This window comes from Nonomuraea sp. NPDC049269 (genome assembly GCF_043197155.1).
Taxonomy (GTDB): Bacteria; Actinomycetota; Actinomycetes; order Streptosporangiales; family Streptosporangiaceae; genus Nonomuraea.
Genome location: NZ_JBICSO010000008.1, coordinates 259,156 through 285,622 on the forward strand (window position 1 = coordinate 259,156; position 26,467 = coordinate 285,622).

The window sequence follows — 26,467 nt, forward strand, 5'->3', positions numbered from 1 at the left end:
AGTCGAACACTATCAAAGCCGTTTACTAGTGTCGACGAGGGGCGATGGCATTCCAGACACGATCAACTCCGGGGCTGCCGGCGCTGGGCGGCGTCCTTGGCTTCGGCGCGTTCCTCGCCCTGCTCAACAGCACGGTCGTGGTCGTGGGGATCGATCGGCTCTCCGGAGCGCTGGGCGTCTACCTTGCGGGTAGCGCGCTGACCACTGTCGCCGACTCTCTGACGGTGCTCGTCGGGGCAAGGGTGATCATCGACCATCTGTCCTGGCGCTGGTTGTTCGCGATGAACCTGCCGCTGGGACTGCTGGCGGTGGTCCTGTCACTGAGGGTGCTGCCTCGCGACCGCCCGGAAACCGGCACGACACGACTGGACGTCCTCGGCCTCCTGCTGCTCTCGCTCGGCCTCGCGGTGCTGCTCTACGGCCTCACCCGTGCCGGTGACGGTTTCGGCGCCGGCTCGGTCGCGGTCCTCGCGCCGGTGCTCGGCGGAACGGCGCTCCTGCTCGGCTACGCGGCGCACGCTCTCCGGCGAGGGCCCGGCGCGCTGATCGACATCCGGTTGTTCGAAAGCACGTTCTGGTGGGCTCTGGCGATCTGCGTGCTCGGCTCGCTGCTCGCCCTTCGCCTGCCCGGAAAGATCAACGAGAGAAAGGTAACTCATGTCGGAAAATGAGAAGATCGCGGTGGTCACCGGAGCCAGCAAGGGCATCGGCCTCGCCGTGGTACGGGCGCTGGTGGAGGACGGCTACCGGGTGGCCGCGGGGGCGCGGACGATCAGTACGGAACTAAAGGAGCTCGCGGCACTCCCCATCGAAGTCGATCTGGCCACGCCCGAAGGGCCCGGACGGCTCATCGACGCGGCGCTCGGCGAGTTCGGCGGGATCGACCTGCTGGTGAACAACGTCGGCGGTGCCGCGCCACGACTCGACGGCTTTCTGTCGGCCACCGACGAGGACTGGCAGCGCACCTTCGATCTGACCCTGTGGAGTGCCGTGCGGGCCACCAGGGCGGCACTGCCGAGCATCCTGCGGCGGCGCGGCCAGGTGGTGAACATCGGCTCGGTCAACTCGCGCCTGGCGCTCCCCTACCTGGTGGACTACTCGGCCGCCAAGGCGGCACTGGCCAACCTCGGCAAGGCTCTCGCTGAAGAGTTCGGCCCCCAGGGCGTGCGGGTGAACACGATCGCCCCCGGACCGGTGCGTACCCCGGTCTGGACCGCACCCGGCAGCAACGGAGCGACGCTGGCCCGCCAGGCGGGCGTGTCGCTCGAGGAATTCGTCGAGGGCATCCCGGCCGCGACCAACCTGTCGACCGGGCACATGACCGAACCTGCCGAGGTCGCCGCCCTGGTGGTCTTTCTCGCCTCCGGCAAAGCGCCGAACATCAGCGGCTCGGAACTGGTCATCGACGGCGGCATGCTGAAGCAGGTCTAGCGCGCGCGGGCGAGCTCCAGCACGTCGGCCAACTGCCGCGGGGTGGGCAGGATGCGCAGTCCCTCGTCGATCTCGCGTTCCGCCCACTCGCGGTGCCGCCGCTCGGCGCGCGGGTCGAGCGCGGCGCGCGCCTGGACGCGCAGGAAATTCAGGCGGGAGGCGAGGAGCATGGAGAAGTCCGCCGGATCGGTGATGCGACCAGGGCCGCCCGCGCGCACGTACGCCTCGTACATGCCCCGCATGGCGTCGAGGTCGGCGATCGAGTTGTCGCAGAACCAGTCGAACAGCGCCCGGGCCAGCTCTCGGCCCGGCTCGGCCGGACCGAGGTTGTCCCAGTCGACGACCACCAGATCGCCGGTGGATTCGGCGAGGACGTTCTCCGGGTGCAGGTCGCGATGGCAGACGATCAGCCTGGCGGGGTCGGCGGGCGCGACGGCCGTGCACAGCTCGGGCAGCGTGGTCAGCAGGTCGGCCAGTCGTGCGGCCCACACCACGCCGGACGCGGAAGCTTCCGCCCACTCGGCGGACGCTTTCGCCCACTCATGGGCGGCGGGGACGCGGTCGTACCAGGGATCGGGCGGTCCGCCGCCCGGCTCGGCCGTCGTGGCCGGGGCGCATCGGTGCAGGCGGGCGAGCAGTGCGCCGACCTCGCGCGGTGTGGCTCGGGCCGTCAGGTCGAGCGGCCGCAGGTCGAGCCAGTCGTACAGGCGCAGCCAGGTCCCGCCGGGCGGCGTGAGCAGGTGGCGCCCTTCGCGGTCGGGGTGGCTCGCGGGCAGCCGTACGCCCGCCTCGGCCGCCTGCCGCGCGAACGCCAGCTCCGCCTCGATCAACGCCTCCGACGGCGGCTCGGCGAAGATCTCCTTGAGCGCGTAGCGTGCCGGGCCGACGTCCAGCCGCCAGATCTGACCCAGTGCGCCCCGGGGCCCCGGAGACGCCGTGACGTCCTCATCCCACCCGAACGCTTCCCGCACGTACGCGATCAGCTCCTCGACCACGGTCAGACTCCCGGGGACGGCAGGACGACCGGCGGGTGAGCACCGTGAAGATCTGGGGGGACGAGGTTCACACCATCGAGTATGGACCGCTCAGGTGGAACGCCGGCCCGGACGCTTGCGGTAAGGGCGCGTCCGACCACGCCCAGGACTTCTCCCAGCGTCATGATCATGAAAGGCGCGCGACAAGTGGGGGTCGGTAATCCCGCTGGGACCCGTCACGACAAGTGATGTTGACACCAGTTATGTGACTTGGTTGCCATTCGGAAACAGCGTCCTGAAGGCCGAAGATTTGCCACTATCGTGGCGTTTCATGATGCGCGTCCTGGTCCCCGCCCGCCTGCGCAAAGCCGTGCGCACGTGGTTTGATTCCCGCTATATCTCCATCGGCGATCACCGCCAGGACATCAGGGACGCCCTGTGGGAGGTCCAGACCCTGCGCCGGGAGATGGCGAGCTTGCAGGACGAGGTCGAGCGCCTCAGGAATGCCAGGCCCGCCACCGCGGCCACCGGCGACAAGGCCAGGCTCGACGACACCCATCGCCTGGCTCAGGAGACGGCCAAGGCGCTGGACGGCGTGCTGCAGAACGAGGTTCTCCTCTGGCAGGCGATCGACGACCTCAAGTCGCGGACGCCGGGCCCTGGTGACGGCGTTCGGGTGGAGGATCAGTCATGCGCGTGAGCTGGGCCGGAGGCGAGCTGACGTTCCGGCTCGGGGCCGCTGACGAGATCACCGGCAAGGCCGCCGACGAGCACCCGGTCAAGCTGGCCACCAACTCCTGCACGGTCGCCCGCGTCCCCGAGGACGCGCACCCCGATCTCTTCGCCGTCGCCGCGTGGACCGTGGTGGCGCCGTGGACGCGTAAGGAGATCGTGTTCGACCGGGCCATCTCCCCGGAGGTGGCCGCCGCGCTGCACGACGGGTGGGGCGTCGAAGCGGGGCCGGTAGGCGCGGAGGCCCGTCGTACCGGGACGAACTTAGCGATCTCCTACAGCGGTGGCGCGGACTCCGTGGCGGCGGCGGCCATCTATCCCGAGGCGCCGTTCGTGCACTTCCGGCGGGTGTCGCATCCCCGTGTGCCGAATCGGTGGCCGCACTACCGCTCCGACGTTCTGGCCAGGCTGGCCCGGCGGACCGGACGGGAGCTCACCATCGTGGACTCCGATCTGGAGTTCACACTGTCCGAGCCCCGGCCCGGATACCCGGAGCACCACGCGGTCGCCGTTGGGGCACTGCTGCACGCCGACCGGATGGATCTCGGGGGACTGGCGTTCGGGTATGAACTGGGTTCACGGTGGCTCGGCGGGGATCGCTATCTGCTGCGTTACACGCCCGACAACCTGATGTGGGCGCCGCACGGGGCGTGGGGGCGGTTGTTCGCGGCGGCGGGGGTGCACATCGTGCTTCCCGTGGGCGGCGTGAGTGAGGCGGTCACCATGCGGCTGGCGCTGACCTCGGAGCTCAAGGAACACGTCCGATGGTGCCTGCAGGGCACCGACGGCCCGTGCCGTACGTGCGGCAAGTGCCTGTACAAGGAGCTCATCCAGGCCGCCGTCGAGCGTCGGCCGCTCGACACACCCTTCACCGCCGACGATCCCCGGGTGCGCAAGTGGCTCCAGCCGCCACCGTACGGGGGGCAGGAGATGGTCGAGTACGGCCTGGCGCGGGTGCCCGGCATCGGGGACACGCTGTTCGGCAAGGCGCTCGACTACTTCGACGCCACCGAGGAGTCGACGAGCTGGCTCGACCACTGCTATCCGCCGGCGCTCGCCGAGATCCCCGCCCCGTGGCGTTACCAGGCGGCCGAGTTCATGACGTCCGAGGTCGGGCTCATGACCGAGGCCGAGGTCCGCCGGGTGGAGACATGGGGCACGTGATAGGCCACATGAGGCTTGCTGGGACAGGTGAGGAGTAGGGCTGTGAAGGTGTATCTGTCGGTCGACATGGAGGGCGTGACCGGGCTCACCGACCCCGAGGAGATGCACGCCGGTAAGCGTGGTTACGAGCGGGGATGCGAGCTCATGACCGCCGACGCCAATGCCGCCGTCGAGGGGGCGTTCGAGGCGGGGGCGACCACGGTGCTGGTGAACGACGCGCACGGGTCCACCAAGAATCTGCGGATCGACCTGCTGGATCCGCGTGCCACCCTCATCCGCGGACCGGGTAAGGCGCAGCGGATGGCGCAGGGGGTCGACGGGTCGTTCCAGGCCGCCTGTTTCGTGGGCTACCACGCTCGCGCGGGGGTGCCCCACGGCGTGCTCAACCACACCTGGATGGGCAAGGAGATCCAGAACGTCTACCTCAACGGCGAGGTGTGCGGCGAGACGCGGCTGGTGGCGGCGTGCGCCGGGGCTCATGGTGTTCCGGTCGTGGTGGTGACCGGGGACGAGGCCGTCGGTGAAGAGGCGCGCGAGTTGCTCGGCGATGTGGAGACGGTGGCGGTCAAGAAGGGGATCGACAAGTTCTCGGCCGAACTGCTGCCGCCAAGCGTCGCCCAGGCGCGGATCCGTGAGGCGACGGCAAGGGCGTTGGGGCGGTTGAGCGACTTCACGCCTTACCGGGTGGCGGCGCCGTACACGCTGGGCGTGGAGTGGAACTCCACTGCCATCGCGGCCGCTGTGGGGCTCGTGCCCGGCGTGAAGTCGGTCGGGGCGCGGCACACCGAGTTCACCACCGATGACTTCGCACAGATCATGGCGTTGTTCGGTATCTTCGCCACGATCGGTGGCCAGGTCGCCTGTGGCAGCGGTCCGTACGGCTGAGCGCTCGCAAGGCGAGTGAGGTCGTACGACGGCGCCGTTCGATAGACGAGACGCGCGGCCGTCGGACCCGCGAAGATGGGCCGCGAAAAGCGAAAAGGGTGCGCGACAGCGGGCCCGCAAGGGCGGGCGCGCAAAGGTGAGCTCGCGGACGGTAGGCCCGCACAGTGGGGAGCAGGGGCATGGAGGGCGCGGCGCTGACCCGGCGGAGCTTGCTCGTCGGCATCGGGGCGGTGGGTGGCGCGGGAGCGATGTACGCCGCCATGGGCGCGCTGGGTCTGGCGCCGTCCGGGCAGGACAAGGACTTCGCCTCCCCCCGGCAGGGTGACTTCTCGCTGCGCGGCAAGGCGGCGGCCAAGGTGGTGATCATCGGAGCCGGCGTCGCGGGGCTGACCGCCGCGTACGAGCTGGGCAAGGCCGGTTACGACTGCACACTGCTGGAGGCCAGGGACCGGGCCGGCGGCCGGAACCTCACGCTGCGCGGCGGCGATCGGCTGGCCGAGCTGAACGGCCCCGCCCAGGACGTGAAGTTCGGCGAGGGCGTCTACTTCAACGCGGGCCCGGGGCGGATCGCGCCGTGGATGGTCACCCTCGACTACTGCCGCGAGCTGGGCATCCCGATCGAGACGTTCATCAACAACAACGGACAGGCCCTCGTCCACACGAATGGTCAGACGATCCGGGCAAGAGCCGCGCGTGCTGATATGTACGGATATGTCGCGGAGCTTCTGGCTAAAGCGACAAATGTCGGCGCGCTCGACAAGCAGGTCAGCAAGGACGACCAGGAACGCCTGCTGGAGTTCCTCCGCAGGTTCGGCGACCTGGGTGCCAAGCTCGGCTACGAAGGCTCCGACCGCCGCGGTTTCGTCAAATATCCGGCGCTGGACGGTGGCACCCCCATCCCGGCCCCCGGCACCCTGCACGCCGTCCTCGCCGCCGGCACCGGCCGTTCGATCACCAACGACTTCGGCTACGAGCAGTCCACCCCCATGTTGCAGCCGGTCGGCGGCATGGACGCGATCGTCACCAAGCTCACGGCGGCGGTCGGCGAGGACCGGATCAGGACCGGCGTCAAGGTCAACAAGATCACCAACCTGGCCGACGGCGTCGAGGTCACCTGGGACGGCGGCTCGCTCAAGGCCGACTACTGCATCGCCACCCTCCCGCCCCACCTGCTCGCGAAGATCCCGCACAACCTCGGCGCCCCCGTCACTACCGCCCTCAAGACGCCCATCCCGGTCGCGAGCGGCAAGATCGGGCTGGAGTACGGCCGACGCTGGTGGGAGCTGGAGGACCGTATCTACGGCGGCGTGACCGAGACGGACCTGGACATCACCCACATCTGGTACCCGTCGGCCGGCTTCCACTCCGAGCGCGGTGTGCTCGTCGGCTACTACAACACCGAGCGGAACGCCGAGCTCTACGGCGCGCTCACCCCGGAGGACCGCAGGCGCCGCGCCCTCACCCAGGGCAGGAAGATCCACGGCGACAAGTACGGCAAGGACCTGCTCTCCAGCGTCTCCATCGCCTGGGACCGTCAGGAGCACATCCAGGGCGGCTGGGTGCGCTGGCCCGCCATTGATTCGTCGTTCACTCTTCTGCAACGCCCCAGCGGAAGGGTCTACTTCGCGGGTGACTGGCTCACCTACCTGATCGCGTGGCAGGCGGGTGCCATGGAGTCGGCCCGCGGCGCCGTCACCCAGCTGCACCAACGGGTATTGCAGTCACCGTGACGTCGCACGCGACTCCGGGGACCGGCGTAAGGTCCTCAGAGAAAGCGATCGAGGAGATGGGATGACGTTGGACTGGGTGCCCGCGACCGACCGGATCGACCTGCTGGCCGAGCCGGTGGCACGTGCCGTGCAGGGACTCGGCGGCGTCGACGTGGCCGAGATCGACCCCGAGCTGGCCGATACGGCGGCGTTCTGCGAGCGCTACGGCGTGACACTCGACGAGTCGGCCAACTGCGTGGTCGTCGCGGCCAAGCGCGGCGGCGAGACGCGTTACGCGGCGTGCATGGTGCTCGCGACGATGCGGGTCGACGTGAACGGCGTCGTACGCAGGCATCTCGACGCGCGCAAGGCGAGCTTCGCCCCGATGGCGGAGGCGGTCGAGCTCACCGGGATGGAGTACGGCGGCATCACCCCGCTGGGCCTGCCCGCCGACTGGCCGATCCTGGTGGACACGAAGGTGGCGGAGCACCACAGAGTGGTGATCGGAAGCGGGGTGCGGCGGTCCAAGTTGGCCATCGCCGGATCCACACTTGCCGGACTTAAGGGTGCAGAGGTCCTCCCTCTGGCGAACTGACGCCAATTCGAGACCGTTGAACTGGAAACCGATGGGCCCCATCGGAACGTTGTACGAGTGGGAATGTGGCCTCATGGTTCATCTCGTGGGCGGGGATTAAGCCGGTATGGTGCTTCATGCCATGAACGATGACCGACTCGGCCCTTACCGGCTGCTCAGGCGGCTCGGTGAAGGCGGAATGGGCGTTGTCCACCTCGCTGTCGACCCACAGGGGAGACAGGTGGCGGTCAAGGTCCTACGCGCCGAAGTCGCCGGCGACGAGGTCGCCAGGCGGCGGCTCTCGCGCGAGGTCGAGACCATGCGCCGGGCGCGCAGCAAGTACATCGCCGAGGTGCTCGACGCCGATGTGACCGGTCATCGGCCGTACATCGTCACGCGTTACGTCCCCGGACGACCGCTCGACGAGATCGTCAAGGACGACGGCCCGCTCGATCTGCCCGCGCTGGTCAGGATCGCGCACGGGGTCGCCACCGCGCTGGCCGCCGTGCACGCGGTCGGGGTGATCCACCGCGACCTCAAGCCGGGCAACGTGCTGATCATCGACGGCGAGCCGGTCCTCATCGACTTCGGCATCGCCCAGGCGGTCGACGCGACCCGGCTGACGCAGACGGGGATGTTCATCGGCACGCCCGGATACCTCGCCCCCGAGATCATCGAGGGGCAGGAGGCCGGCCCCGAGGTCGACGTCCACGCCTGGGCGGGCACGCTGCTGTACGCGGGCACCGGGCAGCCGCCCTTCGGCAAGGGCACGCTGGAGATGATCTTCTACAACATCACCGCGGGCAAGGCCGACGTGAGCGCGGCCCCGGCCGAGCTGCAGCCGCTGCTCAAGGCCGCCTTCCAGCGCAACCCCGCCAAGCGGCCCAAGGCCGCAGAGCTGGCCGAGCAGACCGCACGGATGCTGCCCAGGCCGCCGAGCGGTGTGGCCGACGAGATCTCGACCGTGCCGCGGTCCGACCGCTCCAGCCCGTCGATCGAGCTGCCGACGCCGCAGCCGCTGGCCGACAAGCCGTCGTACGACGTCTCGACGCCGCCTATGACGCCGCGGAAGCTCGTCGACGGCCAGCTGCGCCAGCAACCGGGACAGCCACAGCAGGGGCCCGGCCAGAACCGTCCGCCCCAGGGCCAGCCGCCCCAGCAGCCGCCGCCGGACCAGCAGTACGTCTCGCTGCTCCCCGAGCAGCAGGGCGACCCGTGGCCGACCCGCAGGGTGACTCCTGAGGAGCTGCGCAAGATGCAGCGCGAGGCCACCCCGCAGCCGTGGCAGGTCTCCGCCCAGCACAACAGCCACACGCCGCCGGCCGAGGCCGACGTGCCGACCCGGCGCGTACGCCCGACGGACCCGCCCGACATCCCCACCCGCCGGGTGCGCCCCGACGCGCCCGACTACGGCAGGGGCAACCCGGTCCAGCCGCCGCCCTACATCCCGGTCCAGGGCCAGTTCCCGCCCGATCCCCAGGCGAAGCGCGACCCGTACCTCCCGCCGGACCAGCAGGGCCCGCGCGACTCCTACCAGCAGCCCGACCTGCGGACCAAGCGCGAGCCGTTCATCCCGGGCGCCCGCCCGGGGCAGGCGCTCCAGCGGTCCAGGGCCTATGGCCTGGCCAGCGCGATGCTGCTGATCCTGATGATCGTGGCGGCCGTGCTGGCGCCCGTGCTGGTGGCCCTGGTGGCGATCCCGGTCGTGGTGCTGCTGCGCGCGGCCGACCTGGCCCAGCCGGAGCTCACCGCGCGCAGGTCCACCGGATCGGCGGCGCTCGACGTGGTGCGGGTGTTCGCCTTCCCCAAAGCGCTGGTCAAGTCGGTGGGCATCACCTTCGCGCTGACCTTCTACGCGCTTATCCTGGGACTCCCGGTGACGTTGCTGCTCGCCGTGGTCGTCAAGATGAACCCTTACAACGCGCTGGCCTGGGGAGCGGCGATCGCCCTGTGGACCGTCTGCTCGGGCCCGGGAGTAGAGGGACCTGGAAGGCAGATGCGCAGAACCCTCTCATCGCTCGTACCCTCGAGAACAGCGGCGATGGTGATGGTGGGAGTTCTTGCGGCGGGGGCCGCGCTCTCCCTGATCCTCGCCTACGGCACGTTCGACAACGCGAGGAGGGCCGTATGGGCTCCGCTGAACGTCGGACCTGTGGTGACCCAGCTCAACGGACTGAAGGGGAACCCCGGGGGATGATGCTGGGACGGTGGCGATGAGCACCCAGGCACCGGAACGTCTTGGCCCCTATCGGCTGGTCAGGAAGATCGGCGAGGGCGGCATGGGCGTGGTCCACCTGGGCCTCGACTCCGAGGGCCGCGAGGTGGCCATCAAGGTGCTGCACCCGCACGTGGCGGCCGACCTGAAGGCTCGTGACCGGCTGACGCGCGAGGTCGAGACCATGCGCCGGGTACGCAGCCCGTACGTGGCCGAAGTGGTCGACGCCGAGCTCGTCGGCGGCCAGCCGTACGTCGTGACCCGCTTCGCGCCCGGCCGCACGCTCGAGGAGACCGTGCTGGCGGAGGGCGCGCTGGAGGCGCGGCAGATCATCAGGCTGACCCAGGGCCTGTGCCAGGCGCTGGTGGCCATCCACGCGGCCGAGGTGATCCACCGCGACTTCAAGCCGTCCAACGTCATGCTGGTCAACGGCGAGCCGCTGGTCATCGACTTCGGCATCGCGCACCTGGTCAACGCCACCAGGCTGACCCAGACGGGGATGTTCGTCGGCACGCCCGGCTACCTGGCGCCCGAGATCATCCGCGACTCGGAGATCACCCAGGCGGCCGACGTGCACGCGCTGGCCTCCACGGTGTTCTTCGCCGCGACGGGCGCGCCGCCGTTCGGCACGGGCACCTTCGAGGCGGTCTGCTTCAACATCATGGAAGGGCGCGCGCAGATCGACAAGGCGCCCGCCTGGCTGCGCGGCTGGCTGAGCCGCGCACTGCGCGTCGAGCCCGGCGCCCGGCCCAGCGCCCAGGAACTCCTGCGGATGGCCAGGTCGCTGGACCCGACGGTGACCTCCTTCCACGAGACGCCGTCCGACGGGCCGACCGGCACCAAGCGGATGGGCAACCGGACGCGGGTCATGGACAACTACGCCGACGTGCTGCCGCCGGTCACGTACGGCAGCCCGCCCGCGCCGGCGCCCGCGCCGCCGCGCGAGGAGAAGCCGCCGCCCTACGTCCCGGCGCCGATGCCGGACAGGCACCCGGCCCCGCGCGTCGACCAGCGGGTCGCCGGCTACCCGGCGCCGCCCACCCATCCGCCCGCCTACCAGCCCACCCAGGCGGGTCAGCGGGCGCGGCCGCCCCAGCAGCCGCCCCCTTACTCGCCCGCGCCGCCGGCCGAGCGCAAGCGCTATCTGGTCGGCAGCCAGTTCGTCGGCCTGCTGCTGCTGGTCACGCTGACCGCGCTGGCGGTCATGTTGCCCGTCGCGGTGAGCGCGGTGGCCGTCGCGCTGGCGCTGGTGCTGCGGGTCGGCGAATACCTCTTCGGCGACATGGTCAAGCGCCGGCAGGTGCGCGGGAGCAGTGCGGCCGACCCGCTGCTCGTCCTGGTCGGCACACCGTGGGCGCTGGTCAAGGCCGCGCTCGTGACGCTGGTCCACGTGCCGCTGGCGCTGATGTTCGGTGTCTGCGTCTGGGGCGTGCTGCGCTGGGGCGGTGGGATGAGCGTCAACGACGCCGCCGCGTACGGCGCGGGCGCCTTCTCGGCCGGGCTGTTCGTGCTGCCGGGCGGCGGCGCGCCGCGCAAGGCGGTCACGCGCTCGCTCACCGGCATTCTGCGCACTCCCGGCGCGGCCCTGGTCGCCGCCCTGGTCGTCGGTACGGCCGCGCTGCTCGCGGTGATGTTCGCGATGGGCCAGAACCCGTCGTGGGTGCCCTGGCGGGCTCCGGAGACGGTGATCGACGAGCTGACCAGCCAGGCGCGGCACAGCACGATGGGGTTGATCACCGGCCTGATCGACAGTCTGCTCAACGGCATGGGAATGGGATTCCTGTCACCCTGGTCGTAAGTGTCTTGGCCCGCTCCGGGGGGAGAACAGGGGTATGAGCCAGAAGCTGGGCCCGTATCAGTTACTCTCCCGGCTCGGAGCGGGCGGGTTCGGCGTGGTGCACCTGGCACTCGACCCCGAGGGCCGTACGGTCGCGGTCAAGGTTCTGCACCCGCACGTGACGGCCGACAGCGGCGCGCTGGCCCGGCTGGCCCGCGAGGTGGAGACCATGCGGCTGGTGGGCGGGCCGCACGTGGCCGAGGTGCTCGACGCCTCTCTCGACGTGGCCGAGCCCTATCTGGTGACCCGCTACGTCCAGGGCAGGCCGCTCAGCGCGGTCCCCACGCCGGTGGCCGAGCTGCGGCTGCTGGCCTCCGGGCTGGCCGACGCGCTGCTGGCCATGCACGAGGCGGGGGTCGTGCACCGGGATCTGAAGCCGGCCAACGTGATGATGGCCGAGGGCGAGCCGGTCGTCATCGACTTCGGCATCGCCAGCGCGCTCGACTCGCTCTCGGTGACGGCCTCGGGAGCCGTGGTGGGCACGCCCGGCTATCTGGCGCCCGAGGTGCTGGAGGGCAAAGAGTCGGGGATGGCGGCCGACGTGTTCTCCTTCGGGGCCACGCTGGCCTACGCGGCCACGGGACGCCAGCCGTACGGGCAGGGGCCGGCGTCGGCGGTCGCCTACCGCGTCGTGCACCACGACGCCGACCTGGAGGGGGCGCCGGACTGGCTGGCCCCGCTGCTGCACGAGTGCCTGGCCATCGACCCGGCCGCGCGGCCGACGGCCGCGCAGATCTGCGCCCGGCTGGGCGTCGAGATCCCTCGCGCCCACCACGCCCGCCCGCCCGCGGCTACCGCCCTGCGCTCCCGGCAGGGCGACACGAAGGACCTGGAGACCCGCGAATGGCGGCCGGGCCAGGAGCGGCTCCGTCCACCGGTCGAGGAGTCCAGGGCCCGGCACCGGGAGACGGTACGCAGGCGCTGGCTGATCGGCTCCGGGCTGTTCGTGGCGCTGCTGGCCGCCGCCGCGCGGGAGCCGCTGCCGGAGGTGGCGCTGTTCCTGCTGGCCGCGTACGCGCTGGTGGCCGTGGTCGACGCGGGGGTGGCGCTGTTATCGCGCGGCCTCTTCAGGACGAGCCGGATCATTTACGATTTCGCGACGATGCTCGGGGCCGCGGGGCTCTGCCTGGGGCTGAGCACGTTCTTCAGTACGTTCACGCTCGCGCTGTTCGCCGGGACGGCGCTGGTGGTCGGGATCGTCTTCCTGCTGTCGGCCTGAACTCAGGTAACGGAATAAAGTTCGGTAGGGTGGTGGATGCTTTGTCGCAAGCCTCGCGCTTGCAGCTAAGCTACTCATGGGTAACATGGCGGCAAGGCAGAGGGAGTCCACCCCCTGTCACCGCCCTCATAGGGCACCTGGCAGTCTGTCAGCATGCATCAGGCGCCAGTCGCACCGAGCGACGGCGTACGCGAACACGGGAGGTCGTCCACCGGCCATGAACATCGTCGTCTGCGTGAAGCAGGTCCCCGACACGGCGACCGAGCGCAAGCTCCGGTCCGATGACAAGACGCTCGACCGTGACGCCGTCGACGGCGTGGTGAACGAGCTTGACGAGTATGCGGTCGAGGAGGCCCTGAAGCTCAAGGAAGCCCACGGCGGTGAGGTGACCGTTCTCACCATGGGGCCGAGCCGGGCCACCGAGACCATCCGTAAGGCCCTGGCCATGGGCGCCGACAAGGCCGTCCACCTGACGGACGACGCGCTGCACGGCTCCGACGCCCTGTCGACCTCCTACGCGATGGCGCAGGTGCTCAAGAAGATCGGGTTCGACCTGGTCATCCTGGGCTCGGAGTCGACCGACGCGCGTACGGGCGTGCTGGCCGCGATGCTGGCCGAGCGCCTGGACGCGCCGCAGCTCACGCTGGCCAAGAAGGTCGAGGTCGAGGGCTCGCAGATCGTGATCGAGCGGATCACCGACTACGGGTTCGACAAGGTCGCGGCCGAGCTGCCCGCCGTCGTGTCCGTGGTGGAGAAGATCAACGACCCGCGCTACCCCTCCTTCAAGGGCATCATGGCGGCCAAGAAGAAGCCGGTCGAGACGCTGGCCATCGCCGACGCGGAGATCGCGGCCGACCAGGTCGGCCTGGGCGCGGCCTGGTCCGAGGTCGTCGACTTCGCCGCGGCCCCGCCGCGCGCGGCCGGCACGATCGTCAAGGACGAGGGCGACGGGGGCTCCAAGGCCGCCGACTTCCTCGCGTCCAAGAAGTTCATCTGAGCCCGGGAGAGAACAGCTGATATGTCGGAGATTCTCGTTCTCGTCGAGCACGTCGACGGAGAGGTCAAGAAGGTCACGCTCGAACTGCTGACTCTGGCCCGCTCGCTCGGCACGCCGGCCGCCGTCTGGGCCGGCCCCGGCATCACCGACGGCGCCAAGGCCAGGCTCGCCGAATACGGTGCTGACAAGATCTACGTCGCCGGTGCCGACGAGATCGTGGACTATGTCGTCGCGCCTAAGGCCGAGCTGCTCGCCCACCTGGTGGCGGACAAGTCGCCCGCCGCGGTGCTGGTGGCCGCCACGACCGAGGGCAAGGAGGTCGCCGGCCGGCTCGCGGTCAAGACCGGCTCGGGCGTCATCACCGACGCCGTGGGCCTGGGCGAGGGCTTCGTGGCCGACCAGTCCATCTTCGGCGGCGGCGTCAACGTCCGCTCGAAGGTGAGCAAGGGCACGCCGATCATCGCCGTCCGCCCGAACTCGACGGCCCCCGAGGCTGCCGCGGGGGCGGGCACCGAGGAGCAGGTGTCGATCACGCTGACCGAGTCCGCCAGGGCCGCCCGCGTCCTCGACCGGGTGAAGCAGGAGAAGGGCGCGCGCCCTGAGCTGACCGAGGCCGCGATCGTGGTCTCCGGTGGCCGTGGTGTCGGCTCGGCCGAGAACTTCTCGGTCATCGAGGGCCTGGCCGACGCCCTGGGCGCGGCCGTGGGCGCCTCGCGCGCCGCCACGGACGCCGGCTGGTACCCGCACCAGTTCCAGGTGGGCCAGACGGGCAAGACGGTGTCGCCGCAGCTCTACATCGCGGCCGGCATCTCCGGTGCGATCCAGCACCGGGCCGGGATGCAGACCGCGAAGACCATCGTCGCGATCAACAAGGACCCGGAGGCGCCGATCTTCGAGCTCGCCGACTACGGCGTCGTGGGCGACCTGCACCAGGTCGTGCCACAGCTCACCGAAGAGGTCACCAAGCGCAAGTAGGTTCACGGGTCGATGGCGGGGAGCAGGACGTGGAAGGCCGCTCCCCGCCCCGGCGCGGAGCGGACCTCCACGCGACCCCCGTGGGCGGCGACGATGGAGCGCACGATGGCCAGGCCGAGTCCCGCCCCGCCGGTGGACCTGGCCCTGGAGCCGTCGGCGCGGTAGAAGCGGTCGAAGACGCGGGCCGACTCCTCGGCGCTGAGCCCCGGCCCCTCGTCCTCGATGACCAGCACCGCCTGTTCGCCCACGGTGCCGACGCCGATCCTGACCGGGGAGCCCGCGGGCGTGTGGGTGACGGCGTTGCCGACGAGGTTGCTGACCACCTGCCGCAGCCTGGCCTCGTCGCCCAGCACCGGAGCGCTCGCCGCGGGTCCGTCGCCGGGCCCGGTGAACGCGATCGGCCTGGCCGGGTCCAGCGCGGCGAAGTCGTGCCGCGCGTCGGCGGCCAGCGTACGCAGGTCCATGGGGGTCAGATCGAGCCTCTCGGGTTCATCGACGTAGGCGAGCAGCAGCAGGTCGTCCACCAGCCGGGCCAGGCGCCCGGACTCGCTCTCGATGCGGGCCAGCGCCGCCTCGGCGTCCGTGCCGCCCATCCGGTACAGCTCCGAGAACCCCTTGATGCCGAACAGCGGCGTGCGCAGCTCGTGACTGACATCGGCGACGAACCCGCGCATGCGGGCCTCGGACTCCGCGCGGGCGGCGAACCCCTGCTCGATCTGGGCGAGCATGCCGTTCAGCGCGTGCGCGAGCCGCCCGATTTCCGTCCCCGGCATGGCCAGGTACGGCACCCGCCTGGTCAGGTCACCGCCGGCGATCGCCGCCGCGGTCTCCTCCACGCGCCGCAGCGGCGCGAGCCCCGCCCGGATCGCCACACTTCCGATGAGCGCCAGTACGGCCAGCAGCACCGATCCCGCGACGAGACAGGCGAACCGCACCCGGCCGATCGTCGCGTCCATGGCGTCGAGCGAGACCGTCACGACCACACTGGCGTGACCGGAGCCGTCCGGTTTCGCCTTGGGCAGCGCGACCGCCCGCCAATCCACGCCATCGGCACCACTCACGGTGAACGGCCGCTTCGCGTGGGCGGCGACGGCCGCGGAGTCCAGCCGAGGCAGCCGGGGGCCGGGTACGGTGCTCAGCTCCCGCAGGATCGTGCCGTCGGCGGACAGGTAGGCCGCGTAGCCCTGCCCGAAGAGGTCCAACTGCGCCGCGGGGTTGCCGGCCGACCCCTGTCGCAGCCGTTCGGCCAGCTCGGGCGGGATCACGGACAGGGCGGCGCCCATGGGCGCCAGCTTCTCGTCGATCCTGGTCAGAAGCTGGGATTCCAGCTGTTGCACGACCACGGAACTGATCACCACCAGCCCGGCGACCAGCAGCGCCACCGTGATGGCCAGCAGCCTGAGCCGCAGGGACAGGCGCCCGATCACTGTTTGGGCCTGCGCAGCACGTATCCGACGCCGTGGACGGTGTGGATCAGCTTCGTGTCCCCGGTGTCCACCTTGCGGCGCAGGTAGCTGACATAGGTGTCGACGATGCTGGAGTCCCCGGCGAAGTCGTAGCGCCAGACGTGTTCGAGGATCTGCGCCTTGGACAGCACCCGCCCGGCGTTGAGCACCAGGTGGAGCAGCAGCCTGAACTCCGTCGGTGACAGCCGTACGGCCTGGCCCGCCCTGGTCACCTGGTGGCCCTCGGGATCGACTTCGAGGTCGGCCACACGCAGCGTGCCGGCGCCGGGGGCCGCGCCGGTGCGCCGGAGTATGGCCCTGATGCGGGCCAGGAGCTCCTCCAGGTCGAACGGCTTGGTCACGTAGTCGTCGCCGCCCAGGCGCAACCCGTTGATCTTGTCGGCCGTGGCGTCGCGGGCCGTCAGGAACAGCACCGGCACCGGCCCCGGCCGGCCCTCGCCCCGGGGCAGCATCCTGAGCTGGCGGATGACCTCGAACCCATCGAGATCAGGCAGCATCACATCGAGCAGGACCAGATCGGGCGGGTCGAGTCCGGCCGACTCCAGCGCCTGCACGCCGCTCTCGGCCGAGCTCACGGTGAAGCCCGCGAAGCGCAGGGTGGCCGAGAGCAGCTCCCTGACGGTGGGTTCGTCGTCGACTACGAGCAGCCGTTCGCCGTCACGCAACTGACGCCCTCCCTGTCCTGACCGTTTTGAGCTTATGAGTCCGTACGAGCCGTGCGCTCAGAGATCACGGGACTCGAACTTCACGAACGCGACGCCCAGCATCACCGCCGTGAACCCGATGAGGATCCCGAACCCGGCCCAGGGGGGAAGACCGGCGTCCGCCTGACCCGAGGCGGCCGAGAAGGCCGCCACGTTCGGCCAGTAGATGCCGAGGAGCTCGCGCAGCCAGCCGGGAGAGGACCCGGCGAAGATCGGGAGCAGCAGGAAGGCGGTGCTGACGTTCACCGCGGCGGCTGTGGCCCGCATCAGGAAGCCGAGCGCCAGGCCGAAGAGCGCCAGCAGCGTGAGCACGAGCGGGCCGAGCGTCAGGACGCGGACGACGGCGGCGTCGCCGAACCAGATGGCCGGCGCCCCGCGAGCGGAAAGCGTCGCCATGCAGGTCAGGACCATCAGCCACACGGCCGCCACGCTCACCGGCAGTGCGGCCAGCAGGGTCATCCCGGCCTTGGCGGTCAGCAGGCGCCGCCGGCCCACGGCCGCGGCGCTCGCCCGGATCGTGCGCGAGCCGTACTCGGACGAGGCCACCAGCGCGCCCAGCCCCGCGACCAGCAACTGCACGATGAACAGGCCCCGCGTGGCCGGGGACATCGGGTCGAAGTCCAGCCGGTCCTGTGCCGAGGCGGCGGCGTACTGGTTGGCGCTCGCGGTGCCGAACAGCCAGCCGAACATGGTCGAGATCGCGACGATCGCCGCGGAGAGGACCGTCGTCGAGCGGATGGTGGCGAACTTGGTCCATTCGGCGCGCAGCACGCCCGCGGCGGTCATCGGGCCGCTCCGTACTCGACGCTGTCACGGGTGAGCTCCATGAAGGCCTCCTCCAGGCTGGTGCGGCGCGGGGCGAGCTCGAACAGGGGCACGCCCTCGGTGGCGGCCAGCCGCCCGATGTCGGGCGCGGTCAGGCCGGTCACGATCAGCTCGCCGTCGAGGCCCGCCCGCACCCGGGCTCCGGCCAGCAGCAGCAGCCGGGTGAACATGACGTCCTCAGGTGTACGGACGAGCACTCCCTCGCCGGTGTCAGTGAAGGTCGCGGTCTCCGCGTCGGCGATGAGCCTGCCCTTGCCGATGACCACCAGCCGGTCGGCCGTCAGCGCCATCTCGCCCATCAGGTGGCTGGAGACCAGCACCGTGCGCCCTTCGGCGGCCAGCCCGCGCATCAGCGTGCGGATCCACAGGACGCCCTCGGGGTCCAGCCCGTTCACCGGCTCGTCGAACAGCAGCACCGGCGGGTCGCCGAGCAGGGCGGCGGCGATGCCGAGCCGCTGGCTCATGCCCAGGGAGAACACCCCCGCCCGCCGCCCGGCCGCGTCCGTGAGCCCGACCAGGTCGAGCACCTCGGCCACGCGCCGGTCGTGGATCCCGTTGGTCTGCGCCAGGTAGCGCAGGTGGTTGTAGGCGCTGCGGTGCGGGTGCACGGCCTGCGCCTCCAGCAGCGCCCCCACCTCCCGCAGTGGCTGGGGCAGGTCGCGGTAGGCCCGCCCGTTGACGGTGACCGAGCCCGAGGTGGGCCGGTCGAGGCCGATGATCATCCGCATCGTGGTGGATTTGCCCGCGCCGTTCGGGCCGAGGAAGCCGGTGACCAGGCCCGGTCGTACGGTGAAGGTGAGGTCGTCCACGGCGAGCACCTCGCCGTAGCGTTTCGTCAGTCCGTTGAGCTGGATCATGCGGCCAGCGTCGTACGCCGGGATGGAGGGCTTCTGAGGAGATCTGTGAGGTTTCTGTGAGCCCGAGCCCCCGAGCAGCGGATTGCCACGAGGCTCGGCCGAGATCCACAGAGAACTTCCAGCTCACGCCCCGGCGAGCGCCTCCCGGATCCGCATCGCCAGCTCCCGGGCCTGGCCGAGTGACCACGGGATCACCCCGTTCTCGGACATGAGCGCGTGAAACTGCTGCTCCCCGTAGGGGGTGCCGGGCCCGTTCTTTACGCGAGCGACGTAGGCCGTGAGGTCGAACGGGACTTTACGGTCAGAGCCCAGGCCGCGATCATGCCACCCAGCAGGGCCACGCCATGGAGGTCGGCGAGGGCGGCGAGCATGACGCCGACGGCCACGAGGACGACGGGGAAGATCCACAGGGGCAGCCGCTCCCGGTGGACCACCAGCTGGAACCCGGCCGCGGCGAGCGCCGCCGTCACCACCCAGCTCCAGGTGCCGTCGGACGGCGCGAGGGCGGACGCGCCCAGCATCACCGCGTAGAAGGCGCCCACGGAGCGCTCCAGCGATCCCTCGCAGGCGATGGCCAGGCCCGCCGCCAGGCCGCACAGGGCGATCGAGTTCCCGGCTCCTGGATCGTTGAACAGGTATCCGGCCGCCTGTCCGGCCACGGCGCCCGCGCCGTACAGGATGAGCCAGCGGGCTGGCCCGAGAGAGCGCTCGGCGAGGTAGCCGAGCACCGCCAGGAACACCAGGTTGAACAGCGTGCCCAACACGCCGCCGTCCTGGACGACGAGAGAGGTCGCCAGCCGCCACCATTCCCCGGCGTCGATGGCCGCCGGGTCACGCATGAGCGCGGGCTCCAGGCCGGGGAGGAAGAACTGGAGGACACTCGGCACGGCGGTCACGACGAGGACCGAGGCGGTGGCGATCGGTTTGACCATGGGCTCAGCCTCTCACTGACTTGCGGATCGGGGCAGTGCAGAATGTAAGCCACCCAACTAGGACAAATGTCACGGGGTCAGGCGTGGGCCGGCTCGGGTTCCCTGCTCGCGTCCTCGACGGCCGGCCAGACCGTGACCGACATGGGCTCCTGACGTGGCAGGAAGCGGGCGGCCACCGCGATCGCCACACCCAGCACGACGGCGATCCCGAGCGCGGCGCGCAGCGACGTGGCGTCCGTCAGGAAGCCGATCACCACGGGGCCGAGCAGCAGTCCCGCGTAGCCCATGGCACCGGCCTGGGCGATCGCCGGACCGGGGTTGTCGGTGGCGGTCCCGGCCAGCGAGAGCGTCATCGGCGAGATCGTGGCCACGCCGAGGCCGACGAAGAACATCGTCACCACCGCCACCAGCGGCGCGGGCGCGACCAGGACGACGGCGAAGAACCCCGCGGTGGCCACGCCGGAGGCGGTCATGATGCCGCGCACCCCGAACCTGGACCCCAGCCGGTCGCCGGTGAGCCTGGCCACCAGCATGCCCACCTCGAAGACGGGGTAGCCGAGCGCGGCCAGCGCCTCCGGCGCGCCGAGGGTGTCACGCATGAACAACCCGTTCCAGTCGGCGACCGTGCCCTCCACCATGAACGCGAAGAACATGATGGCGCCGAGCAGGTAGACGACCGGGGGCAGGCGGCGTCCGGCCTTGGTGGCGGTCCGCGCGGCCGGGGCCTCGGGCAGGTAGGTGCGGCCCAGCAGGACCGTCACCGGCAGCGAGACCAGGCCGACCAGCGCCAGGTTGGCGGTGAACGACAGGCCCAGGGCGATCGACAGGCTGCCCAGGGCGCCCGCCGAGATCGCGCCCACGCACCAGCCGGCGTGCATGCCGTTCAGCAGCGGGCGCCCGTAGGCCCGCTCCACGGTGGAGCCCTGCGCGTTCATCGCGATGTCCACCATGCCGAACGCCATGCCGAAGAACACGGACGCGGCCAGCAGCAGCGGGAAGTTCGGCGCGAAGGCCACGCCCACCAGGCCGAGCGCCGTGAGCGGGCCGCCGATCCGCAGGATCGTCTTGCTGCCCGCGCGGGCCATGATCCGGCGCATGGACTGCATGGTGACCAAGGCGCCCACGCCCCACGCGAGCAGGAGCACGCCGACCGCCGACTCGGACAGGCCGAGCTTGTCGGTCAACGCCGGGATGCGCACGGTCATCGTGCCCACCAGCAGCCCGGCCAGAACAAAAGTAAGAACCGCCCCATAACGGGCGATCCTCAAGTCGCGGATCATAGGGATATACCTCGCAAATCACTCATTAGTTGGCACGCGACGCGGCCCGGAGCTCATGACGCGAGCCCGGGCGGCGAAGGAAGGTAAGGGGGTAAGGGGGTTAGGGTTTGAGAAGGGCGCGACAGCGGGCCTCAAGGGCGCGCAGGTCGCCCTCGGCGTTGAGGTCGGGATCGTGGCTCGCCACGTCCCAGAGCCCCTCGCAGGCCAGCCGGACGATCTGGGACGCCACCCGGTCGGGCTCGTCGTCCAGGCCTTCGCTGTGCCAGCGGGCCATCGCCTCGCGTATCGGCGCGAGGAGGAACATGTTGCCCGAGGCCCCGGTGACCACGGCCCATCGTCGCAGCCGGTTGGAGCGCACGGCCTCCAGCGTCGCCGCCAGGTAGCGCTCGGTGTAGGTGGCGCCGGTCTGGGCGGCCATCAACTCGTCGAAATCGTCGATCAGCCGCTCGACCATGCCCTTGATCAGGGCTTCCTTGGAGGAGAAGTGGTAAAGGAGGCCACCCTTGCTCACGCCGGCCCGATCGGCCACCGCGGACAGGGTCAGCGCGGTCGAGCCCTGGTCGCAGAGGAGATCCTCTGCCGCATCCAAGAGCTCGTCCCTTCTCATGCCTCTACTGTACCGTCCGGACGGTACAGTGGCAAAGGGGATACGCTTTCCTGGTGAGCAGACCGTCGGCCTACCTTGATCACGCGGCGACCACGCCCATGCTTCCCGAGGCGATCGAGGCCATGACGGAGCAACTCGGCCTGGTCGGAAACGCGTCATCGCTGCACGCGACCGGCCGCCGAGTGCGCAGGGTGGTCGAGGAATCCCGCGAGACGATCGCCGACACGCTGGGCGCCAGACCGAGCGAGGTCGTGTTCACCTCGGGCGGCACCGAAGCCGACAACCTTGCCGTCAAGGGCCTCTACTGGGCGCGCCGGCCGCGGAAGCGACTGCTGATCAGCTCGGTCGAGCACCACGCGGCGCTCGACCCGGCCCATTGGCTGGCCGACAGCCAGGGCGCGCAGGTCGAGCTGCTGGAGGTCGACGAGCTCGGCCGGGTGCATCCCGACACGCTGCGCGCCGCCATCGCCCGCGACCCCGACGACGTCGCCATGATCAGCGTCATGTGGGCCAACAACGAGGTGGGCACGGTCCAGCCCGTGCGCATCCTGGCCGCCATCGCGCACGACAGCGGCATCCCGTTCCACACCGACGCCGTGCAGGCGGTCGGGCAGCTGCCGGTGTCGTTCGCCGACTCGGGCGCCGACGCGCTGACGGTGACCGGGCACAAGGTCGGCGGCCCGCTGGGCGTCGGCGCGCTGCTGCTGGCCCGAGGGCAGACGCCGGTCTCGGTCATGCACGGCGGCGGCCAAGAGCGCGACGTGCGCTCCGGCACGCTCGACGGGCCCGCCATCGCCGGCTTCGCCGCCGCGATCCGCGTCGCGGTCAAGGAGCAGCAGGAGCTGAGCCGCCGCCTGACCGAGCTGCGGGACGACCTCATCCAGCGCGTACGCCAGGCGGTCCCCGACGTGGTGCTCAACGGCGACCCGGTGGACCGCCTGCCGGGAAACGCCCACTTCTCCTTCCCCGGCTGCGAGGGCGACGCCCTGCTCATGCTGCTCGACGCCAAGGGCGTGGAGTGCTCGACCGGGTCGGCCTGCTCGGCCGGGGTGGCCCAGCCCTCCCACGTGCTGCTGGCGATGGGCGCCGACGCGGCGGCGGCCAGGGGGTCGCTCAGGTTCTCGCTCGGCCACACCTCGACCCAGGACGACGTCGACCGCCTGATCGAGGTGCTGCCCGCGGCGGTCGAACGCGCCCGCCGCGCCGGACTCAGCTAGCGGCGGCTAGTTGATGAAGGCCACCACCGCGGTCCACGCGGGGTCGGTCGCCACGTCGACCCGCGGTTCGCCTTCCTCCCAGCTCACGATCAGCTCCTTGGCGTGGATCGCCGCGTCGCCGGTCGGGTCGGCGTAGATGTGGATGACCCGGTGGCTCTCGGCGCTCAGGTGCGCGGCCAGCACCGCGTCGTCGTGGAGTTTGAGCAGCCGGGCCGCCAGCCGCTCCTCGAAGTCGCGCAGCGCCGCCAGCGACTCGCCGACGGGCAGCCCGTTCTCGTCGCGATGCGCGTACGGCAGCGTGATCGCGATGTGCTGGTCGAAGAGCGGATAGTCGACCGGCCGCAGCGGATAGCGGGCGGTGGCGATCAGCGGCGCGCCCGCCGCCGTCTGGCCCTCCAGCAGCGCCCACTGCTCCTCTTCGTAGCCGGAGGCCAGGTCGGCCACCACGGCGGGCAGGTGCACGGCGGCGACCGAGTCGATCGGCTGGAACGTGGCCGGGGTGATCTCGCCCACCCAGCGCGCCACGTCGTCCTCGCCGAGCAGCCAGTCGAGGGCCAGCAGCGTGGCCTCCAGCCGGGTGTCCTCGTCGAGCTGGCCGAAGATCGGGTGATAGGCGGCCACGTCCACGCGCGGTGAGTTGGGCGGCACCCGCAGTCCCAGCATCAGCTTGTCCAGCGCGAACTCGAAACCGCCCACGTCGAGCGTGAGCTCCAGCGCCTGGGGGTTGACCTGGCGTGACGGATGGAACTCCCACAGCAGGTCGGCGGGCGGCGCGCCCTTGACCCAGCGGTGCGCCAGTGAGCGCAGCTCGGGGTCGCCGGCGGCGGTCACGACCAGCGCGTGCGCCGCGTTCCGGCCGGGAGCCACCTCCCAGACCAGGTCGGGATGCACCGCGGCCACGGCCGGGGCGATCCATTCCGACAGCCCCTCGGCCTCACCGGCGGCCACCAGCGAGTCGAGCCGCAGCCTGGTCTCCTCCCACCACGCCCAGAACGGCGCGATGCCGTCGCTCGGCTCGGTGGGCTCTTCTTCGTCGTCCTTGCGCCCGAACAGTCGCATGGCCTGAATCCTCCCAGACGCGGGCCCCGCTTGTGCAGATGGCCGGGCACCCTTGGCGGGACAGTACGCTGGGATGGTCATGGGATTGCGTGTGCTTGCCGCCATGTCGGGCGGCGTCGACTCCGCCGTGGCCGCCGCCCGGATCGCCGAGGCCGGTCACGACGTCACTGGCGTGCATCTGGCCCTGTCGGCCAACCCCCAGTCCCACCGCACGGGGGCCAGGGGCTGCTGCACGGTCGAGGACTCCCGCGACGCGCGGCGCGCCGCCGACGTGATCGGCATCCCGTTCTACATCTGGGACATGGCCGAGCGCTTCCAGCGCGACGTGGTCGAGGACTTCGTGGCCGAGTACGCCGCGGGCCGCACGCCCAATCCGTGCCTGCGGTGCAACGAGAAGATCAAGTTCTCGGCGGTGCTCGACCGGGCGCTGGCGCTGGGCTTCGACGCGGTCGCCACCGGCCACCACGCCAGGCTGGTGGACGGCGTGCTGTCGAGGAGCGCCGACCAGGGCAAGGACCAGTCCTACGTGCTGGGCGTGCTCACTCGTGAGCAGCTCGGCCACGCGATCTTCCCGCTGGGCGACTCGACCAAGGCCCAGGTACGCGAGGAGGCCGCCAGGCGGGGCCTGACGGTCGCCGACAAGCCCGACAGCCACGACATCTGCTTCATCGCCGACGGCGACACCCGGGGCTTCCTGGCCAAGCGGCTCGGCGCGGCCGAAGGGCCGATCGTCGACCAGGAGGGCGAGGTCGTCGGCAACCACCACGGTGCCCACGGCTTCACGATCGGCCAGCGCAAGGGGCTGCACATCGACCGGCCCGCCGCCGACGGCAGGCCGCGCTACGTGCTGTCGATCGAGCCCGTGTCCAACACGGTCACGGTGGGGCCGCGGTCGGCGCTGGAGGTCACCTCGATCACCTGCGGTCGGCCGGTCTGGAACGGCCCGGCGGAGCCTGTCGCGCTGGGCGAGCTGAAGGTGCAGTTGCGGGCCCACGGCGAGGTCTACGGGTGCCGCTTCGAGGAGACCGGCGAGGGGCTGCGGATCACCCTCGACCGCCCCGCCACAGGGGTCGCGGCGGGACAGGCGGCGGTGCTGTACTCAGGCGAGACCGTCATCGGCTCGGCCACCATCGCCGCAGCCGGCTGACGCCTCAGGACAGCTCGACCGACTCGCTGACCTTGAGTCGTCGCATGTCGGCGTGCTGCTTGTCGGACTCCAGCTTCAGGTAGTTGTCGACCAGGCTGAGGCCGATGTCGTTGAGCAGCCCGTCATGGGTGGAGTACGCCCTGGCCGGCCGGACCGCGCGCAGGTAGTCGACCATCTCCAGCAGCTTCATCCAGGGAGCGTTCGTGGGCACCAGGAGGGTGGGCACCTCGACCCCCGGCAGGGTCAGCGCGTCACCCGGGTAGAAGACCTCATCGTCGACCATGAAGCCGACATTCTGCACAATCGGCACGTCAGGGTGGTTCTTCGCATGCCACTCACCGAACGCCTTCACCGCGAAACCCGCCGCCGTGAAGTCGTCGCCATGCCGTACGACCTGTACTTTCGCCGGCACCTCCGTCAACTGGGTGGCGACCGCCTCGCAGGTCCAGATCTCCAGGTCGGGAGAGGCGGCCTTGAGCCGCTCGACGTCGACGTGGTCCATGTGCTCGTGGGTGATGAGCACCGCGCCGGCACCGTCGAGCACGGGGCCCTCGGTGAAGGTGCCGGGGTCGACGACGAGGACGTTGCCGTCCTTCTCCAGGCGTACGCACGCGTGGCCGTGCTTGGTCAGCTTCATGTTTCCAGAGCCTACGCTGGTGCCATGTCGACGTTGGAAGCCACCGGGGTTGGGTCGCATCCGGGTGAGGATCATTTCGAGGCGCTTCGGATGGTGTTCGGGGAATTGCCGAGCCTGCCGTACCTACCTGAGTTGCCGGCCCGTGGCGTAGGCGCCGACCTGGTGGGGCGGACGGCTGGGCTGCTCGTCGACCTGGCGGTGGAGGTGCAGCCGTCGGGATGGCGGCTGGCCGACCGGCCGGGACGCGACCACCAGCGGGCCGTCGACCATCTCAGACGCGATCTCGACGGTCTGGAGGAGGTCGGGCACGACTACGCGGGGCCGCTCAAGCTGCAGGTCTGCGGGCCGTGGACGCTGGCGGGCACCATCGAGCTCAAGTACGGCGACAAGATGCTCTCCGACGCCGGAGCCGTACGCGACCTGATCGCCTCGCTCGCCCAGGGCGTCGAGGACCACGTCGCGGAGGTGCGGCGGCGCCTGCCCGGGGTCACCGAGATCGTCCTGCAACTCGACGAGCCGGGCCTGCCCGGCGTGCTCGCGGGCACCGTGCCGACCGCCTCGGGCTTCGGGCGGCTGGCCCCCGTGGAGGGCTGGCGGGTGGCGGAGTCGCTGCGCCTGTTCGGCGACCCGGTCGTGCACTGCTGCGCGCCGTCGGTGCCCCTCCGCCTCCTCCGTACGGCCGGTGTCCGCGGCGTCTCGCTGGACGCCTCCCTGCTCAGCCGCCGGGACGACGACGCGCTCGGGGAGGCGCTGGAGGCGGGGCTGCTGCTGTTCCTCGGGGTGGTGCCGGGCACCGACACCCGGCTGGCCGATGCCGGTGTCGTCGCCAGGCCCGCGCTGGACCTGTGGCGGCGGCTCGGCTTCCCGCCCGACAAGCTGGCCGGGCAGGTCGTGCTGACCCCGGCCTGCGGGCTCGCCGGAGCCTCGCCCGGCTATGCGCGGGCCGCCCTCGCCGCCTGCCGCAAGGCCGCTCAGGTGCTGCGCGACGATCCGGCAAGCGGGTTGCAATCCGGCTGAGTAGCCT

Annotated in this window: 25 protein-coding genes; 15 read left to right on the top strand and 10 right to left on the bottom strand. The window is 70.9% G+C overall.

Annotated features, from left to right (window positions below; all coding sequences use genetic code 11):
- The first annotated feature begins 44 nt into the window (after positions 1-44).
- Both ACGFNP_RS40615 and ACGFNP_RS40620 read left to right on the top strand, forming a co-directional pair.
- Complete coding sequence (locus ACGFNP_RS40615; RefSeq protein WP_393327989.1) at positions 45-671, top strand: hypothetical protein; 627 nt, start codon at positions 45-47, stop codon at positions 669-671.
- The gene (locus ACGFNP_RS40620; RefSeq protein ID WP_393327992.1) at positions 658-1,431 is read left to right on the top strand and encodes an SDR family NAD(P)-dependent oxidoreductase; all 774 of its coding nucleotides are present in this window, start codon (positions 658-660) and stop codon (positions 1,429-1,431) included. Before ACGFNP_RS40615 ends, ACGFNP_RS40620 begins: the two co-directional genes overlap by 14 nt.
- Here ACGFNP_RS40620 and ACGFNP_RS40625 read toward each other — a convergent pair.
- Entirely contained in the window at positions 1,428-2,426 is a 999-nt protein-coding gene (locus ACGFNP_RS40625) for an aminoglycoside phosphotransferase family protein (RefSeq protein WP_358323445.1), read from the bottom strand. The genes ACGFNP_RS40620 and ACGFNP_RS40625 overlap by 4 nt on opposite strands.
- 310 nt (positions 2,427-2,736) lie before the next feature.
- On the opposite strand from ACGFNP_RS40625, the gene ACGFNP_RS40630 reads away from it, so the two are divergent.
- The 10 genes from ACGFNP_RS40630 (at position 2,737) to ACGFNP_RS40675 (ending at position 14,712) form a co-directional block, all read left to right on the top strand.
- A complete protein-coding gene (locus ACGFNP_RS40630) occupies positions 2,737-3,105 on the top strand; it encodes a hypothetical protein (RefSeq protein WP_393327995.1) in 369 nt (122 codons plus the stop codon).
- The gene (locus tag ACGFNP_RS40635; RefSeq protein ID WP_393327997.1) at positions 3,096-4,301 is read left to right on the top strand and encodes a DUF6395 domain-containing protein; all 1,206 of its coding nucleotides are present in this window, start codon (positions 3,096-3,098) and stop codon (positions 4,299-4,301) included. The genes ACGFNP_RS40630 and ACGFNP_RS40635 overlap by 10 nt, the downstream gene beginning before the upstream one ends.
- 42 nt (positions 4,302-4,343) lie before the next feature.
- Positions 4,344-5,186, top strand: coding sequence for a M55 family metallopeptidase (locus ACGFNP_RS40640; RefSeq protein WP_358323437.1), 843 nt, complete (start codon positions 4,344-4,346; stop codon positions 5,184-5,186).
- Between the two features lie 179 nt (positions 5,187-5,365).
- Positions 5,366-6,916, top strand: a complete 1,551-nt coding sequence (locus tag ACGFNP_RS40645; RefSeq protein WP_393328000.1) for a flavin monoamine oxidase family protein — start codon at positions 5,366-5,368, stop codon at positions 6,914-6,916.
- Between the two features lie 61 nt (positions 6,917-6,977).
- Positions 6,978-7,490 carry a YbaK/EbsC family protein gene (locus tag ACGFNP_RS40650; RefSeq protein ID WP_358323431.1) on the top strand — a complete coding sequence of 171 codons (513 nt, stop codon included), beginning with the start codon at positions 6,978-6,980 and terminating at the stop codon, positions 7,488-7,490.
- A 121-nt stretch (positions 7,491-7,611) separates the two neighbouring features.
- The gene (locus ACGFNP_RS40655; protein WP_358323428.1) at positions 7,612-9,666 is read left to right on the top strand and encodes a protein kinase; all 2,055 of its coding nucleotides are present in this window, start codon (positions 7,612-7,614) and stop codon (positions 9,664-9,666) included.
- Between the two features lie 16 nt (positions 9,667-9,682).
- Positions 9,683-11,482 (top strand): serine/threonine-protein kinase, encoded by a 1,800-nt coding sequence (locus ACGFNP_RS40660; RefSeq protein ID WP_393328003.1) that lies wholly within the window; start codon positions 9,683-9,685, stop codon positions 11,480-11,482.
- Positions 11,483-11,516: 34 nt separating this feature from the next.
- Positions 11,517-12,740: a serine/threonine-protein kinase gene (locus ACGFNP_RS40665; RefSeq protein ID WP_393328005.1), complete on the top strand. Its 1,224-nt coding sequence runs from the start codon at positions 11,517-11,519 to the stop codon at positions 12,738-12,740.
- A gap of 217 nt (positions 12,741-12,957) precedes the next feature.
- Positions 12,958-13,737 (top strand): electron transfer flavoprotein subunit beta/FixA family protein, encoded by a 780-nt coding sequence (locus tag ACGFNP_RS40670; protein WP_219531516.1) that lies wholly within the window; start codon positions 12,958-12,960, stop codon positions 13,735-13,737.
- 21 nt (positions 13,738-13,758) lie between these two features.
- Positions 13,759-14,712, top strand: coding sequence for an electron transfer flavoprotein subunit alpha/FixB family protein (locus ACGFNP_RS40675; protein ID WP_393328007.1), 954 nt, complete (start codon positions 13,759-13,761; stop codon positions 14,710-14,712).
- A 2-nt stretch (positions 14,713-14,714) separates the two neighbouring features.
- Here ACGFNP_RS40675 and ACGFNP_RS40680 read toward each other — a convergent pair whose 3' ends face one another.
- The 7 genes from ACGFNP_RS40680 to ACGFNP_RS40710 form a co-directional block, all read right to left on the bottom strand.
- A complete protein-coding gene (locus ACGFNP_RS40680) occupies positions 14,715-15,995 on the bottom strand; it encodes an ATP-binding protein (RefSeq protein WP_393328715.1) in 1,281 nt (426 codons plus the stop codon).
- A gap of 140 nt (positions 15,996-16,135) precedes the next feature.
- The gene (locus tag ACGFNP_RS40685; protein WP_393328009.1) at positions 16,136-16,843 is read right to left on the bottom strand and encodes a response regulator transcription factor; all 708 of its coding nucleotides are present in this window, start codon (positions 16,841-16,843) and stop codon (positions 16,136-16,138) included.
- A gap of 57 nt (positions 16,844-16,900) precedes the next feature.
- Positions 16,901-17,668 carry a hypothetical protein gene (locus tag ACGFNP_RS40690; RefSeq protein WP_358323410.1) on the bottom strand — a complete coding sequence of 256 codons (768 nt, stop codon included), beginning with the start codon at positions 17,666-17,668 and terminating at the stop codon, positions 16,901-16,903.
- The gene (locus ACGFNP_RS40695) at positions 17,665-18,564 is read right to left on the bottom strand and encodes an ABC transporter ATP-binding protein (protein WP_393328012.1); all 900 of its coding nucleotides are present in this window, start codon (positions 18,562-18,564) and stop codon (positions 17,665-17,667) included. The genes ACGFNP_RS40690 and ACGFNP_RS40695 overlap by 4 nt, the downstream gene beginning before the upstream one ends.
- 257 nt (positions 18,565-18,821) lie before the next feature.
- Positions 18,822-19,496 carry a rhomboid family intramembrane serine protease gene (locus ACGFNP_RS40700; RefSeq protein WP_393328015.1) on the bottom strand — a complete coding sequence of 225 codons (675 nt, stop codon included), beginning with the start codon at positions 19,494-19,496 and terminating at the stop codon, positions 18,822-18,824.
- A gap of 77 nt (positions 19,497-19,573) precedes the next feature.
- On the bottom strand, positions 19,574-20,764 hold the full coding sequence (locus tag ACGFNP_RS40705) for an MFS transporter (protein ID WP_393328017.1): 1,191 nt from the start codon (positions 20,762-20,764) through the stop codon (positions 19,574-19,576).
- 112 nt (positions 20,765-20,876) lie between these two features.
- Positions 20,877-21,383 carry a TetR/AcrR family transcriptional regulator gene (locus ACGFNP_RS40710; protein ID WP_358323399.1) on the bottom strand — a complete coding sequence of 169 codons (507 nt, stop codon included), beginning with the start codon at positions 21,381-21,383 and terminating at the stop codon, positions 20,877-20,879.
- A 53-nt stretch (positions 21,384-21,436) separates the two neighbouring features.
- On the opposite strand from ACGFNP_RS40710, the gene ACGFNP_RS40715 reads away from it, so the two are divergent.
- A complete protein-coding gene (locus ACGFNP_RS40715; protein WP_393328020.1) occupies positions 21,437-22,600 on the top strand; it encodes a cysteine desulfurase family protein in 1,164 nt (387 codons plus the stop codon).
- Between the two features lie 6 nt (positions 22,601-22,606).
- Here ACGFNP_RS40715 and ACGFNP_RS40720 read toward each other — a convergent pair whose 3' ends face one another.
- A complete protein-coding gene (locus ACGFNP_RS40720; protein ID WP_393328023.1) occupies positions 22,607-23,659 on the bottom strand; it encodes a DUF695 domain-containing protein in 1,053 nt (350 codons plus the stop codon).
- A gap of 79 nt (positions 23,660-23,738) precedes the next feature.
- Here ACGFNP_RS40720 and mnmA point away from each other — a divergent pair, with 79 nt between their 5' ends.
- Entirely contained in the window at positions 23,739-24,806 is a 1,068-nt protein-coding gene (gene mnmA, locus ACGFNP_RS40725; RefSeq protein ID WP_393328026.1) for a tRNA 2-thiouridine(34) synthase MnmA, read from the top strand.
- A 4-nt stretch (positions 24,807-24,810) separates the two neighbouring features.
- Here the strand turns inward: mnmA and ACGFNP_RS40730 are convergent, their stop codons facing one another.
- Positions 24,811-25,443 carry an MBL fold metallo-hydrolase gene (locus ACGFNP_RS40730; RefSeq protein ID WP_393328028.1) on the bottom strand — a complete coding sequence of 211 codons (633 nt, stop codon included), beginning with the start codon at positions 25,441-25,443 and terminating at the stop codon, positions 24,811-24,813.
- A 24-nt stretch (positions 25,444-25,467) separates the two neighbouring features.
- Here ACGFNP_RS40730 and ACGFNP_RS40735 point away from each other — a divergent pair, with 24 nt between their 5' ends.
- Complete coding sequence (locus ACGFNP_RS40735; RefSeq protein WP_358323384.1) at positions 25,468-26,460, top strand: methionine synthase; 993 nt, start codon at positions 25,468-25,470, stop codon at positions 26,458-26,460.
- Positions 26,461-26,467: the final 7 nt, after the last annotated feature.